8 protein-coding genes and 1 pseudogene are annotated in these 15180 nt (G+C 44.4%); 6 read left to right on the top strand and 3 right to left on the bottom strand.

From position 1 onward, the window contains the following. Positions 1-38: 38 nt before the first annotated feature. The gene (gene murC, locus QUA33_RS02480; protein ID WP_333146191.1) at positions 39-1595 is read right to left on the bottom strand and encodes a UDP-N-acetylmuramate--L-alanine ligase; all 1557 of its coding nucleotides are present in this window, start codon (positions 1593-1595) and stop codon (positions 39-41) included. Between the two features lie 963 nt (positions 1596-2558). Between murC and nadD the strand changes: the two genes are divergently transcribed. The 5 genes from nadD (at position 2559) to QUA33_RS02455 (ending at position 12094) form a co-directional block, all read left to right on the top strand. Then, complete coding sequence (gene nadD / locus QUA33_RS02475; RefSeq protein ID WP_333146189.1) at positions 2559-3275, top strand: nicotinate (nicotinamide) nucleotide adenylyltransferase; 717 nt, start codon at positions 2559-2561, stop codon at positions 3273-3275. Between the two features lie 561 nt (positions 3276-3836). Continuing rightward, positions 3837-4856, top strand: coding sequence for a type I glyceraldehyde-3-phosphate dehydrogenase (locus tag QUA33_RS02470; protein ID WP_190656404.1), 1020 nt, complete (start codon positions 3837-3839; stop codon positions 4854-4856). A gap of 422 nt (positions 4857-5278) precedes the next feature. Continuing rightward, complete coding sequence (locus QUA33_RS02465) at positions 5279-6238, top strand: GDP-mannose 4,6-dehydratase (protein WP_333146187.1); 960 nt, start codon at positions 5279-5281, stop codon at positions 6236-6238. A gap of 264 nt (positions 6239-6502) precedes the next feature. After that, positions 6503-6688 (top strand): hypothetical protein, encoded by a 186-nt coding sequence (locus QUA33_RS02460; RefSeq protein ID WP_333146185.1) that lies wholly within the window; start codon positions 6503-6505, stop codon positions 6686-6688. 363 nt (positions 6689-7051) lie between these two features. Further along, a complete protein-coding gene (locus QUA33_RS02455) occupies positions 7052-12094 on the top strand; it encodes an FkbM family methyltransferase (RefSeq protein WP_333146183.1) in 5043 nt (1680 codons plus the stop codon). 92 nt (positions 12095-12186) lie between these two features. Here the strand turns inward: QUA33_RS02455 and QUA33_RS02450 are convergent, their stop codons facing one another. Continuing rightward, positions 12187-12726: a tetratricopeptide repeat protein gene (locus tag QUA33_RS02450; protein ID WP_333146416.1), complete on the bottom strand. Its 540-nt coding sequence runs from the start codon at positions 12724-12726 to the stop codon at positions 12187-12189. Further along, positions 12677-13015: a tetratricopeptide repeat protein gene (locus QUA33_RS02445; RefSeq protein WP_333146181.1), complete on the bottom strand. Its 339-nt coding sequence runs from the start codon at positions 13013-13015 to the stop codon at positions 12677-12679. The genes QUA33_RS02450 and QUA33_RS02445 overlap by 50 nt, the downstream gene beginning before the upstream one ends. A gap of 261 nt (positions 13016-13276) precedes the next feature. On the opposite strand from QUA33_RS02445, the pseudogene QUA33_RS02440 reads away from it, so the two are divergent. Continuing rightward, positions 13277-15180 (top strand): annotated as a pseudogene (locus QUA33_RS02440) (hypothetical protein); the annotation flags it as partial.

Below are 15180 nucleotides of genomic sequence, written 5' to 3'. Positions count from 1 at the left end.
CATGCCATAATGTCGATCGACTCTACTCAGTTCGCGAGCTAATCGGGGCGATCGGCTTGTTGATAAAAAGCCATAACCTCTGGAATAATCTGATTCAGATTACCAGCACCCAAAAACAGAGCCAAGTCCCCAGGTTGCAGATTTTGGGTTAAAAACTTACTGACTGACTCCAGGGAAGGCGCAAACTCAACCTCTCGGCCTTCTTTAGCAATCAAATCAGCAACCTGCTGCCCGCTAATCTCTCCTAAATTCGGTTCCCCAGCACTATAAATATCGCAAGCCACAACCAAATCAGCATCCCCAAAAGATTGAGCAAATTCTGGCAAAAATGTCAGAGTCCGGCTGTAACGGTGAGGTTGAAAAATTGCAACCACTCTTCGGGATTTGGGATTTTTTTCGCTACCTTCGATCCGCAAGCGAGCCGCCGCCAAGGTGACACGAATTTCGCTAGGATGGTGGGCGTAGTCGTCCACAAACAGGATGTCATTGTGAAAACCCCGCACCTCAAAACGGCGGCGAGCTCCTTCAAAGCCAGCAATCGCTTTGGCAATCGCCGAAAACTCTAACCCCAACAATCGACCCACGGCTACCGCAGCTAGTGCATTGCTGAGATTGTGTTTGCCTAGCAACTTCAACTCCATTTCCCCTAGGAAAGCTCCTCGCTCCCAAATGTGGGCCTTGGTGCTTTCGGCTCCGTACTCCACGCCCGAAGCCGTGTAGTCAGCACCGCTGTCCGGCTGCAAGCTATAACTGACATGAGGCTGAAGGCAGTCTTTGACGATTTGGTCGTCAATGCAGCCCACCAAGGTTTGACAGTTTTGGGCAAACACCTTAAATGTGTCTATTACCTGGTCAAGGGTATCGTAATGGTCTGGATGATCCAGTTCCACATTCGTCACTATGCCAATTTTGGCAACCAGCTTGACGAGAGAACCGTCGGATTCATCAGCCTCGGCAACTAAGTAGGGGCCTTCTCCCAAACGGGCATTGCCTTCCCAAGCATTTACCTCGCCTCCTACCACGATTGTCGGGTCTAGACCCGCAGCCATCAGCATGAAGCCGATTAAGCTGCTAGTAGTAGTTTTGCCGTGAGTCCCCGCTACGGCTATGCTTTGGTAATCTTGAATTAACGCTGCCAACACATCCGATCGATGAAAAATCGGACAGCCCAAATCTAAAGCAGCTCGATATTCGGCATTTGCCGGGTGAATAGCCGTCGAACATACTACTTGAGGCAATTTCGGAATTGCTTGAGCGCTTGAACCGTTGCCGTTGAATTGGATAGCTTCCGCTGTCGCTACAGAAGTCCCTACCGTACCAGCGACTGCCGAGGATACCGCCCTTTCCTGCAGCTCGCGGTCGGGACTGCTACCGTTAAGGGTCGTTTGAAATAATTCAAAATTGCTGGCGTCTTGACGCCAAAAAATGTGAGCTCCCATTTCTTGCAAGCGCTCGGTTATGTGACTCGATTTAATGTCGGAGCCGTACACAGGCAACTTGCGTTTAGCTAGAATGTAGGCAAGGGCTGACATCCCAATCCCACCAATGCCGATGAAATGAAATGGTCTACCGCTGAAATCAACAGAACTCGGCATCTTCGCTCCTCACACACCACACCACGCCAATAACACGCGATATCATATCAAGAATTGTTTTTTCAGGATACAGTTCGCTAGAGATTTTGTACAAAATTCTCTGCGCGTCCCTAGATTTGCGGGACTTGTAGAGATGTTTGTCTTGTATCCTATATGACTTAGTACCGAGTAGTTTTCCGGAACAGTCACAGCTCGAAAATAGCAGGTAACAGAAAACGGGGTCTGGGGTCTGGCCCAACAGACTAATTTTGGGTGCTTGCATACTCCTGCATTCTTTCTATTTCTATCCGCCTGCTGTGCTCGGATACGGCAGCAAAAGCCCCACAACCTTTTTACCAAGATTGAGGGTAAAACCCATAAGGATTTACAAACACTACCACGTATGACCAAATTTCGCTCTTTTTATAGTCATAAATCTACCTTTACGGTCATTTTCTCTCCCAAATCAGAGATTGACACGATCGCAGCTATAGTATATATTCTTACTTTATTGTATATATACAAGTTATGCAGTTAGTCGGAATAGTCGCAAAGCCATAGATCGAACCAAATCATTGGTTTTGATCGAGAAGCCGATCGACTCTCTTGGCAGCCCTTAAAATTTTTACCACTGCGATAAATATATCTACCGTCAAAACTTTTTCGGTCGCCTACAAACGAATGCTCAGGCGGTCGATCGCGCACTCAAAACAAGTTGGGATTGATATTGGCAAGGTTAATCATCCAGTCCCGCACCCACTCTGACGCTCAGAACCTGGTTTTTTAAGTCTTCTTGAAGGTTTGAACGAATTAAGGGGGTTGAAAAAACCGGTTTTAGCGTCCGGGACGATCCTCGAAACTAGGGTCGTCCAGGGGTTTGTCCCCAATGAAAACCGAGGGTTTTCTAATAAACGAGCTTGTGGTTAAAAGCGTATAAAAATAAAAGTGGCGCGATGTCTGTATTAATCCTGATTTGGGGGAAATATGGCGAAAATAGCGATTTTGGGGGGGACTTTTGATCCGGTTCACTGGGGTCACGTGTTGGTAGCCGAGACGGCTGCGAGTCAATTTGCTCTCGATCGAGTCATTTGGGTACCGGATCGCTCTCCTCCTCACAAAGAGCGCCCGGATTTGGCAAGTTTTGAGCAGCGGCGGGAAATGCTCGCTCTGGCGATCGCCGATCGCCCCGACTTCCTAATTTCGCCGCGGTCGGCAAATCCCTCCGACAGTTCTTTTGCGATCGACACCCTGCTGTATTTGCAAAAATTGTATCCAGGCGATCATCGCTGGTACTGGATTATTGGTAGTGACGCACTCCTTACTCTCCCCAAATGGCATCGGTGCGGCGAAATTGGCGGGTTGTGCGACTGGTTGGTAGCCCCACGTCCGAGTCAGGAAGATCGAGAGACAGCAGAAAGCGGGGAGATTGGGGGACTGTCCGAGTGGGGAGATTGTCCGAGTGGAAAACCCATCGATTCCGCGAGGGACAGGATGCAGGTTCAGGCAAATGCTGTGGGCCGACGAGTTGCCGAACAAATGGCTCTTTTGGACGTGGAAATTCGCTGGGAGGTGCTTTCCATGGCTGCGATCGAGATTTCGTCGAGCCACATCCGCCGCTGCTGCGCCGAAAAAATCGACCTCCGCTACTTAGTCCCGGAAGTTGTCGGGACTTATATTGCAGCCCATCAGCTTTACCAGTAACCAGCGGCAGAAAGCCTAATGCCTTCGGCATTGCAATTTCAGCCTTCTAGAAAAGTTCAAGCTTTTTTGATCGACACAAAAAGTTAGAAAGGATCGACCTTTGCGATATGATCTGGTGTCATCAGAAAGGTGGGCGGAAACCCCGTCGTTTTAAGACCGCTTTATATTAAACTATAGTTTGGTCAATGACCCACCCGCGACGATGGATTCAGACAGCCTAACGAGCGAAGTCCAGTACAACTGGCGGCGCAGACAAATCGGTAGACCGGGAAAAGAGGATAGGGCAATGGTAAACATCCCTGGAATCAAAACAACAGATAAGAATTCCTTTTAGGTATTCGACGCATAAAAACCGCTGGGCTAGCGGGGTTAGTCTGTGGAGCGAACATAAGACCAGAAAACTCCTTGTGGGTGGAGGCAGTTGCGATGAAGCAGAAACTCAAATCGTGAGGTTTGGGAATCACCGTGGCTTTAGTCCGGTGAGAATGTCAAAAGTCAATTCTTAAATTTTTCCAAAATTTAAGCCTGAGCTAGGGGCTGCCATCGTTAGGAGGTACTAAAGTGATTCGAGTCGCGATCAATGGTTTTGGACGTATCGGGCGCAGTTTTGCGCGCTGCTGGTTGGGCAGAGAAAACAGCCAGCTAGAGTTGGTAGCTATTAATGACACTTCCGATCCCAGAAGTAATGCTCACTTGCTCAGATACGATTCCATGATGGGAACGTTGAAGAATGTGGACATCAGTGCGGATGAAAATTCCATTACCCTAAATGGGAAGACAGTTAAATGCGTGAGCGATCGCAACCCGCTAAACTTGCCTTGGAAAGATTGGGGTATTGATCTGATTATTGAATCGACCGGCGTCTTCGTTGACCAAGCTGGTGCATCGAAGCATATCACTGCCGGCGCTAAAAAAGTGCTAATTACCGCTCCCGGCAAGGGTTCTGAAGTTGGCACTTATGTGATGGGAGTCAACCACCACAACTACAAGCACAGTGACTACACAGTCATCAGCAATGCTAGCTGTACTACCAACTGTCTGGCTCCTGTACTGAAAGTGCTGCACGAAAATTTTGGCATCGTCAAAGGCATGATGACCACTACCCACAGCTATACTGGCGACCAGCGCTTGCTGGATGCCAGCCACCGCGACTTGCGGCGGGCCCGGGCGGCAGCAATGAATATTGTGCCGACTTCTACCGGAGCAGCCCAAGCTGTGGCTTTGGTGATTCCAGAATTGAAGGGCAAGTTAAACGGTATCGCCATGCGCGTGCCGACTCCCAATGTGTCGGTAGTTGATTTTGTGGCTCAGGTAGAGAAAAAGACTTTTACCGAGCAAGTAAATCAAGTGTTCAAAGAAGCTGCCTCCGGTTCCATGAAAGGGATTTTGGAGTACAACGATTTGCCTTTAGTTTCATGCGACTATCGCGGAAGTGATGCTTCTTCGATTCTGGATTCCAGCTTGACGCTGGTGATGGATGGCGACATGGTGAAGCTGTTGGCTTGGTACGACAATGAGTGGGGCTACAGTCAGCGGGTGGTTGACTTGGCTGAATTGGTCGCCGAACGTTGGGAAGCCTAGTAGCCGAAGGCAGAAGGCTTTAGTCATTCGGCAGAAGGTAAAAAATGCTGATATTTTGTACTTTTGAGTCGATTTCTAGCTGACTTGTTATTTCTGTTTTCGAGCGCTAGAGACTTTTGGCAGTCGATAGTTGGCGAGTAGAAGATGAAATATCGTAGGGACATGGCAGTGCGGTGTCCCTACGATATCCTTATGCTGCTACTCCCAGCTATCGATAGAACTTTTTGCAACAATACTTCGATTGATCGGGCTTTCGGGTCTGCTTGATGATAAATTTGTTGTTGGTAGCAAGCGCTTAAAATTGCTTTGGTTAAGTTATCGGAAAATCCCAAATATTAAAAAAATAAAAATTCCGACTATAAAAGTTAAAAACCTGAAAAAATAGCAACAGCTACGGTGTAGTTTTGAAAGCAAAATGTGATATGAAAAAAGCGTTAATTAGCGGTATATCAGGTCAGGACGGAGCTTATTTAGCTAAACTGTTGCTCGATCGAGGTTATGAAGTTTGCGGCACCTCCAGGGACGCCCAAATGTCTAGTTTCGGAAACCTGGCCCGTTTGGGTATCCGAGACCGAGTAAAACTAGAATCCATGTCTCTCAACGATTTTCGCAGCGTTTTGCAAGTGCTTGCCAAAATAGAGCCAGATGAGGTGTACAATCTAGCAGGTCAAAGTTCCGTCGGTCTGTCTTTTGAACAACCCGTAGAAACCCTCGAAAGCATTGCCACAGGCACATTGAATCTGTTAGAAGCAATTCGGTTTACAGGCGGAAAAATTAAACTTTACAACGCCAGTTCCAGCGAATGTTTTGGGGATACGCGAGGCAATCCAGCCGATGAAAATACGCCTTTTCGACCCAGAAGTCCTTACGCGGTAGCGAAAGCAACGGCATTTTGGGAAGTAGCAAATTATCGGGAAGCGTACAATTTGTTTGCGTGTTCTGGTATTCTGTTCAATCACGAGTCGTCGCTGCGCCCGGAGAGGTTTGTTACCCAAAAGATTGTATCTGTTGTGTGCCGAATTGCGGCAGGTAGTTCCGAAAAACTGCATTTGGGAAATATTTCAGTGCAGCGAGACTGGGGTTGGGCTCCCGAATATGTAGAAGCAATGTATTTGATGTTGCAGCAGGAAGAACCGGACGATTATGTAATTGCCACGGGTGTAAGCTATCCTTTGGAGGAGTTTGTGCAGACAGCGTTTATTGCTGCGGGTTTGGATTGGCAGGAACATTTAGTAACCGATGCGAGTCTTTACAGACCGACGGAGATTGCTGTTGGGAGGGGAAATCCGGGTAAGGCAAAAGAAAAATTGGGCTGGGAGGCGAAGTATAAGATGCCCGATGTGGTGCGGATGATGGTCGAAGCGAGGATGAGTAACGTTTGAAGATTTTTTTAGAAAAGATAGCTCTTTGTTTGGAATAAATACCAGTTGTGAATTATCAGCGGTTGTATATCCTTTTCAATATCTGAAACAATCCAAGTAGTTATATTAGCCCGCGGTTTGGGGACAGGTCTCCGAGAAGAAACAGAATTTCGTCCTTAGCCCCTAGTCGATGTGGGCGGCTGTCCAATTCTCTGGCATATTATGAAAACCTATGCCCATTAAGGATTTTAAAATTTTATTGTGTGTTTGGGTTATCGGGGCAACATGATTAAGGAGTCTTTCCTCAATTATGAAGCGATGAATAATGATTTTACTATTTGCTTGGGCAGCCAAAATCAGATTACCTCTCACGAAGAACACCAGAAGCAAGATTTTAAGGTGACACTGGCGGAAACAGGGCCAAGACACCATGACTGGGGGGGTGAAACCTGTGGAGAAATAAATTACTGACGATCCCCTGAGTGGAACAAGGAGCACCGTACTGAGGCGGCTGAGTTTGCCGATCGACATTCTGAGTTTGTGATCGATCGACCAGCATGGTATTTTAATGAAAGTGAGTTAAGTGAAAATCTTACTCACTAACCTGGAGCGTGTTTGCGGCGATTGTGAGCAGGAATGCCGGGGAAAACTGTAAAATTAGATTTCCGGGAACAAATGGTGATCGCTTTCAATCCTTATAAGCTGATGGAAATGAGCTTTAGTGAAGGCAATAAAGCTCCAGCTAAACCAAAATACACACAGATATTTCACACCACAAACTAGAGTTCTAACCATTTTTCAGATGTACATAATTTTAGATAAGGAGTAATTAGAATGGGTTTAGTCAGAGGAGGAGTGCCAACCGAGTTAGCAATAGCCTTGAAAGATGCATACAATTTGCAAGGTTTTATTAAAACTGGCACTAACTGCGGTGCAACGGCATTGTGGGCTGCACAGTATTTTCCAAAAGTTATAACAATTGAAGCAGCTAAAGAAATATATGAGGCAGTAGTAAACAACTACGGTCACTTAAAAAATATAGACTTCGTATTGGGAAACTCAAAAGAGCAGCTTGCAGCAATTGTACCCACACTCAAGGAACCTTGTATTTTTTGGCTAGACGCCCACTGGAGCGGGGGAATAACATATGGAGAATCTGAGGAGTGTCCGCTGCTAGAAGAGTTGCAAATTATCAACGATTCTGAATGCGATCACTTTATCCTGATAGATGATGCCCGCCTTTTTTTATCTCCACCCCCGAGTCCTCACCGTATAGAGGAGTGGCCGACTATTGATGCTGTTACCAGTTTGTTGAATTCTGGAAGAAGTCGGTATACCGTTATAGTTGAAGATGTAATAGTTTCTGTTCCCGAAGGAGCCAAATTACTCGTGGCTCAGTATAGTCAGGAAGTTAGCACAAAGGCATGGGAAAATCAAGTGCACTCGCTCCAACAGCCAGCACCTGCATTGCCTGAAAAACCGGCAAAACCTAGAGCCGGAGCCAAGACAACCTTGCACAGCGGCGAATTGCTGTGTATCGAAAGATTCATCTCATCCGGGCAAGTAGTTTTTGATGTAGGTGCCAATGTTGGCAGTTGGACGGAGGAAGTATTTAATCAATTTCCTAAAACAGAGATCCACCTATTTGAACCAGTTCCTAAAATTTACAAAATTCTTTTACAAAATTTAGCAGAAGGAATTTGTAATAGTCAAATTATTGCCAATAACTATGCGCTAGGGAAACAAGAAGAATCAAATCAGTTTGCTTATTACCAGGAGTCTCCGGAATGGAGTACATTTTACCGGAGGTTGCAGGCGGAAAAGGAATATGATATTAAGCAACCTCAAATTCTAAATGTTTTGACAACTACTATAGATAATTACTGTCAAAGACAAGAAATTAGCCACATTAATTTTTTAAAGATAGATGTGGAAGGTGGCGAATTAGATGTACTAGAGGGAACCCAAAATTTATTAAGTAAGGGAAAAATTGATTACATTCAATTTGAATACGGTGGCACTTACATAGACTCGAAAAAAACTCTAAAACAAGTTTTTGAATATTTTCAAAATTTGCGGTATGCAATATTTAAGATTCAACCAGATGGATTAGAGTATTGCCATAATTTTCAGCCAGATTATGAAAATTATCAGTGGAGCATTTTCTTAGCAGTAAACGAACGTTTTCGATCGACTGTTTTGGGTGAAGCACCCCAAATGCTGGATTTACAGCAACTTTGTACGCAGCATTCCATCGTTCCGCGAGGTGTTGTTCACGTTGGAGCCCACGAAGGTCATGAAACAGGATTGTACCAAGCAATGGGCGTGCAAAAGGTATTGTATATCGAAGCTAATCCAGAAGTCTTTGAAAGATTGCAGATAAAAATAGCAGAATTCCCCAACGTGCAAGCAGTTAATTGTGCTGTGAGCGATCGAAATGGCACGGTAAACTTGCACGTCACTTCAATGGATCAAAGCAGTTCGATTTTGCCGTTAAAGCTTCATGCAGAGATTTATCCAGACATTCAGGAAACTCACCAAGTAACAGTAGAATCAAAAACTCTAGATACCCTGCTGCAAGAACTGGAATTGGAACCTGCGGATTTTAATATCATCAACATAGATATCCAAGGTGCAGAACTTTTGGCTTTGCAAGGAGCGACTAATTTACTAAAATATGTAGAAGCAATTAACACAGAAGTAAATTACAAAGAACTGTACGAAGGCTGCGCGTTGATTGACCAAATTGATGAATTTTTGGAGAATTACGGTTTCGATCGTGCTGCAACAACAACCCCGCTTCACCCGTCTTGGGGGGATGCGTTTTATGTCAAAAAGCCAGCCGTTACTATGTCGAAACTTGACATTAATCGATTTGGCAACCAGATATTTGAGTACGCTTTTTTAAGAATCTATGCCAAACAGCATAATCTCCGGTGCGAGACACCTGCTTGGATCGGACAATATCTATTTGGTCATCAAGACCAGCCGATTTCTCAGAAATTACCTCAAATTAAAGAAGTTAGGCAACAAGATGGAACATTTTCTGTTTGGTTTGCTGAAGCTATCATCCCCAATTCGCCAACAATTTACAAAAATGTAGACTTTTCGGGTTACTGCCAGTACCACACAAAATATTACGCTCCCTACAAAGATTACGTGCGCTCGTTATTTAAACCAGCGGCAGAAGTTGAAGCAAAAATGCAAGCTGCGATCGCGTGCCTGCGTTCTCTAGGCAAAACTGTTGTAGGTCTGCACCTTCGCCGCGGGGACTACAGCCACTTTAATACAGTACCTTTTTTACCAGCACCTAGCGAATGGTATAAAGAGTGGCTCAGGGGTCTCTGGGAAAGGCTGGACGAACCTGTACTATTCATTGCTAGCGACGAAATTGGAAAAGTTATCGGAGATTTTGGAGAATACAACCCAGTAACAGCACAAGATTTAGGTGCTAATGTGTCGGAAGCAGACTTTTATTCAGATTTTTACATATTGAGCCAGTGCGATGTTGTCGCTATATCAAATAGCAGTTTTTCGTTTGCAGCGTGTATGCTTAACGAAACAGGCAAGTTCTTCTTTCGTCCGGACTGGTCAACAGAGAAACTAATCCCCTTCGATCCTTGGAATAGCGAGCCTCTTTTGTGGGAGAACCCGAAAAAATTAAACAGCGATTCAATACCAGAAGAATTTAAACTAAACGACGTACAATTTCTGCTAACCAATTATCACCTCAGCGATGAAGAGTTTTTGCAAGCAGCTTACCGTAAATATTTGCTCCGCTATCCAGATGAAGCAGGCAAACAGTGGTATATCAAGCTCCTTGGGGAAAAGAGAATTACGCGCAGAACAATTCTCGCCGGAATGCAACAATCAGTAGAATTTAAGTGGGTGTGGGAACCGATCGCCTCAGCTTCTGAAGAGGAAACTTACTGGCATGTGGGAACTCAATGGGCAAAACAAGCCAAGTGGGATGAGGCGATCGCCGCCTATCACCAGGCAATTCGGTCAAAATCCGACCTCGTGCTAGCCTACAGTCGTTGGGCCGACAATCTAGCCACCCAGAACCAACCCGATGCACAGGTGCTTTTGAGAGCGAAATTTTTCAAAGCCTTACTAAATCAACCCGACTCAGCCGAATTATACGCTTGTTTAGGGAAACTCCTAGCAGCAAAGGGCAAGGCAGGTGAGGCCATACAGGCATACCAAAAGTCGCTCTTAATTCAATCTGACTCCCCCGACGCACCTCAAATTTACTTCGATTTAGGGAAAGCGCAAGCACAGCAAAATCAGCTTGATGAGGCAATTACCTCATACCATAAAGCTATTGAGCAGCACCCCGAATGGGCGGAAATTTACTTTTATATCGGGCAAGCACTAGCAAAGCAAAACCAACTTGATGACGCAATTACCTCCTATCAAAAAGTTATTCAGCAGCATCCAGAATGGGCGGAAGTTTACTTTTATATAGGACAGGCCAGGTCACACCAGAAAAATTTTGACGATGCAATTAAATTTTACAAAAAATCTATCCAAATAGATCCAGAATATGTTGGGGCTTATCTGCTATTGGGAGGCTTACTTCATGCACAATCTAAGTTCGATGAAGCTATTTCGTGTTTCCAAGACCTAATTGATTTAGAACATCACACGTTTGGTTCGATCGCCCAAAGTTATATAGGCAGTATTCTCCAACAGCAAGGCAAACAGGAAGAAGCTAACTTGTATTTTCAAAAAGCACAGCCTGCTGCACTTCCGCAAGGGTGTTATGGCACTGTGCGGGAGTGGGTACTTGCATCTCCATTAAAGCAAACTAACTACATAGAACTCCACTCTCCCCATCACTTTCCGCTCTCAGCACCGCCGCAAACAATAGATAGAGCTTTCTATCCGATATTGAATAGTAGTTGGTGGAGTCAATTTGAGTCGCCCGCCACATTTGTAGTCACAATACCAGAGGGTCGGTATTGCGAGTACGGCTATAACACTAAAACTGCTGTTATAACCTCAGATAATCAGTTATTGCTAGATGTTTCTACCTGCCCTGGCATACCCATAGATCGACATCCTATTTTCTCAGCAACCAATTTACCACTTGTTGAGCATATTAATGGTACTGTAGCTGTCTTATCCGTAGATACTGGACTCATTTATTACCATTGGATGTTAGATTTACTTCCGAGGATAGGATTGTTACAACTAAGTGGAATTGAGCTGGGCAGTATTGACAAGTTTTTAATTAACGGTTACCGATCACCTTTTCAAAAAGAAACCCTTGAGGTGTTGGGTATTCCCGTCAAAAAAATCATAGAGACCAAGAATCATCCCCATATAAAAGCTAATAAATTAGTTGTTCCCTCTTATCCCGGTTTCCAGTGTTTCCCAACAAAATGGGCGTGCGATTTCCTCAGAAGCAAGTTTCTTCCCCTAGCACTACCATCAAAATCAAGGCAGCTAAAGCGTATATATATCAGTCGGAATGCAGGAACAGAACGGAGAACAATTAATGAAGATGAAGTGTTAAATCTTTTGAATAAGCTGGGTTTTACAAGAATCTTCGCAGAGTCAATATCCTTTGCTGAACAAGTCTCATTGATGGCTCAGGCTGAGGTTGTAGTCCTGATGCACGGTTCAGCAGTCAGCAACCTTGTTTTTTGCCAGCCGGGAACTAAAGTTATCGAAATTTTCTCGCCCCACCAGATCGTTCAAATTGGCGAACTGATTAGCCATTACCAGAGACTTGATTACTACTATTTGGTAGGTTCAGGAATTCAATGTCCTCAGTTGCGTCAACTCGTTTACTACAAAGAGGGTTGTGAAGATACACTTGTTAACATTGATTCCCTGAAAAATCGGCTAGAGCAGGCTGGAGTCGTTTAGATCTAAAGAAACAGAGTTTAACTTTATGATGGAGTCCAACACCCCAACAACATCAAAACGAGAGCCAATCGCCTCCTCCAGAGTCCCTGACTCTAGAAGTTGATCGCCCCCCGCCAATCCCCCTGTTTCGCTAAAGCATTCCCCCAATCAAAATAAATTTCAAAGTTATCTGGTTGAATATTTAGCAGGTTGCGGTATGCTTGCACGTCATTGGGATTTAGTTGTACTGCACGGCGGTAGGAGGCGATCGCCGCCTCCAAATCCAACTCTCTTCGCTGCTGCAAAATATCTGCTATGCAGCCGTAAATCCAATCAACATCCGGGTTGAGAATACTTGCTTGGCGGTAAGCCGTGATCGCCTCATCTAACCGACCCAGTTTCACCAAACTCTGCCCCAATCCACAGTAAGAACCAAAGTGATCGGCATTGAGTTCAATAGCTTTACGAAAGGCAGCCACTGCTTCTTCCCACTGTTGCTGTCGATCTAAAGCATCCCCCAAGTGATGATAAGACCCAGAAAAATCCGGGTTGAGTTCTATGGCGCGGGGGTAAGATGCGATCGCTTCCTCGAATTGACCGAGTTTAGTTAGAGCTTCCCCTAAATTGTGGTGAGACCAAGATAAGGTTAGGATTTAGCTCAATGGCACGGCGGTAGGCTGCGATCGCTTCCTCCAGCTTGCCTTGCTGAGTCAGGGCTTCCCCTAAGTGGTGGTAAGACAAAGAAATGTCAGGATTTAACTCAATCGCATGGCGGTAAGCCGCGATCGCTTCATCTAAATTGCCTGACTCTATAAAATGATCTCCTTCGTGGATATGGGTTACAGCCGTTTTTTCTGCATTAATTTTGAATAAGTGCCACTTGTGATAAACTTGCAACGTAGTTGATTTTAACTGAAGTGTGCGAGCAAGACAAGAACTCACTGGACTGACCTGACCCTACTCAAACACAGTAAAATACTGAATTGAGGATTTACGGTTGACATGGGGAACATTGCGAGCGCTACCACTCAGTCCACAATGACGCAACTTGCCTTCTGTCGAAGCAATCTAGCGAATAACAAGGAAGAATTAGAATAGGAGGCGAAGTACAAAATGCACAAAGTGGTGCCGATGATAGTAGATGAAATATCTTACATAAAAAAAATGTTTCAACAAAATCTATAGAGGTATATAGGTATTATTGTGGTTGAATTAATTGCCGTTCACGTCCCAAAAACAGCAGGAGCAACGTTTCAATCTGCTTTACAGCAAGTTTACGGCTCGCAACATATTTACTATGATTATCTAGATGCGTCTAGACCAAAAGTTTACGAACCTCATGAAATTCCTTCACAAATCAGAGTAATTAACGGTCATTTTTCTCTAAGCAAGTATGAGAGCTTTTTTCCCGAAGCTAAAAGAATTATTTGGCTGAGGCATCCGATATATTTATTAGTTTCCCTATACTTTTACTGGCGATATCTCCCATTACAGAAGGGTGACAACACGATAGTAGGAAAATTGCAACAATCAAAAATTGGAATATATGAATTTGCCGAGCAACCGGAAATAAGAAATATATTATGCCAAAATGCTTGTGGAAAGATGCTAAATGATTTTTATTTTGTCGGCGTACAAGAGTTTTTCAGAGAGGACTTATTAGAGCTAAAAACCATGCTTGGGTGGCCAGAAATTACGGTGGCTCAGGAAAACATCAACCCCAATCCTAAGTACCAAGAAGATTTACAAAATGTATTGAGTAACAAAACAATTATCAGCAAGTTAGTAGAAAACAATAGGCAAGATATAGAACTTTATGAGGAAGCATTAAGTTTGAGAGCAAAGCGGAGACAAGAATCAAGTTTACTACAGCCAATTATAGCAGGATGGAACCGGGATCAGTACCAATTGAGTCAATTTAAAAAACCAGATAGTCAAGTTGATTTGAAAATAACAGGCAAAGGGGCGGCAAAAATGACAAAGTGGAAAGAAACATTTTTATTTCAAGGCAAAGAGCTATATTACAATCGCATACCGTATAACAATCCCTCGGAAAGAGCGGTTGAAGTTTCGATCGGGTTTAATTGGCTGATTAATCTCCAAAATTCAGACCGTGTTCTAGAAGTGGGAAACGTACTTTCTCGCTATGAAACCTCACTAGGCGAACAGATGGGGGTTATTAAAAGAAGAATTATAGACAAATTTGAAATAGATATAGGGGTGGATAATGAAGATTTAATGACACTTAAATCCGAAGAAAAATATGATGCTATAGTTTCAATTTCTACCGTAGAACATATAGGTCAGGGACTTGATCCGCGTGGTGCTTACGGTGAGTCTAGCGAAATTCGCGATCTGGAAGCTCCACTGAAGGCAATCGCCAAGATATACGATCTGCTGGCTATTGACAAAAAAGCATTGATTACAGTTCCCTTTGGAGTGCTGACGGACGGAGGATGGTACATTCAGTTCAGCGCGCAGTATCTGGCACTATTAAAAAAATATGGAATTCCTCCAGAAGCAATCCGTACAAGTTTCTTAAGATTAATTAATAGAGATCCAACAAAGGATAGCGTCAAAATGCTTTGGGGAGAAATAGAAGAGATAGAACTTAGTAATGTAGAGTACAACCATCCTTTCCCCTTTGCAAATGCGATCGCTGTTATAGAACTTTCCAAACTTTCAAAAAACTTTCAGCTCAACTTAGAAGTTGATCCTACCCCTCTTTATTATCATATGCCATACGAGACTCGAATTGAATTGGATCAATACAAAGTGCAACTGCACCAGACTCAGGGAGAATTGGAGCAATCCCAGTTGCAACTGCACCAGACTCAGGGAGAATTGGAGCAATACAAAGTGCTAATGCACCAAGCACAGAGTCAATTGGCACAATCCCAGTTGCAACTGCATCAGACTCAGGGAGAATTGGAGCAATCCCAGTCTCAACTGCACCAGACTCAGGGAGAATTGGAGCAATCCCAGTCTCAACTGCACCAGACTCAGGGAGAATTGGAGCAATCCCAGTCTCAACTGCACCAGACTCAGGCAGAATTGGAGCAATCCCAGTCTCAACTGCACCAGACTCAGGGAGAATTGGAGCAATC

This window comes from Microcoleus sp. Pol14D4, from assembly GCF_036701245.1.
Classification (GTDB): domain Bacteria; phylum Cyanobacteriota; class Cyanobacteriia; order Cyanobacteriales; family Microcoleaceae; genus Microcoleus.
The sequence above is the reverse complement of the archived record's forward strand: the minus strand, read 5'-3'. Positions and strand labels throughout refer to the sequence as shown.

Coding starts and splice junctions, on each gene's coding strand:
- murC (WP_333146191.1), bottom strand. CDS start 1,595: ATGCCGAGTTCTGTTGATTTCAGCGGTAGACCATTTCATTTCATCGGC.
- nadD (WP_333146189.1), top strand. CDS start 2,559: ATGGCGAAAATAGCGATTTTGGGGGGGACTTTTGATCCGGTTCACTGG.
- QUA33_RS02465 (WP_333146187.1), top strand. CDS start 5,279: ATGAAAAAAGCGTTAATTAGCGGTATATCAGGTCAGGACGGAGCTTAT.
- QUA33_RS02460 (WP_333146185.1), top strand. CDS start 6,503: ATGATTAAGGAGTCTTTCCTCAATTATGAAGCGATGAATAATGATTTT.
- QUA33_RS02455 (WP_333146183.1), top strand. CDS start 7,052: ATGGGTTTAGTCAGAGGAGGAGTGCCAACCGAGTTAGCAATAGCCTTG.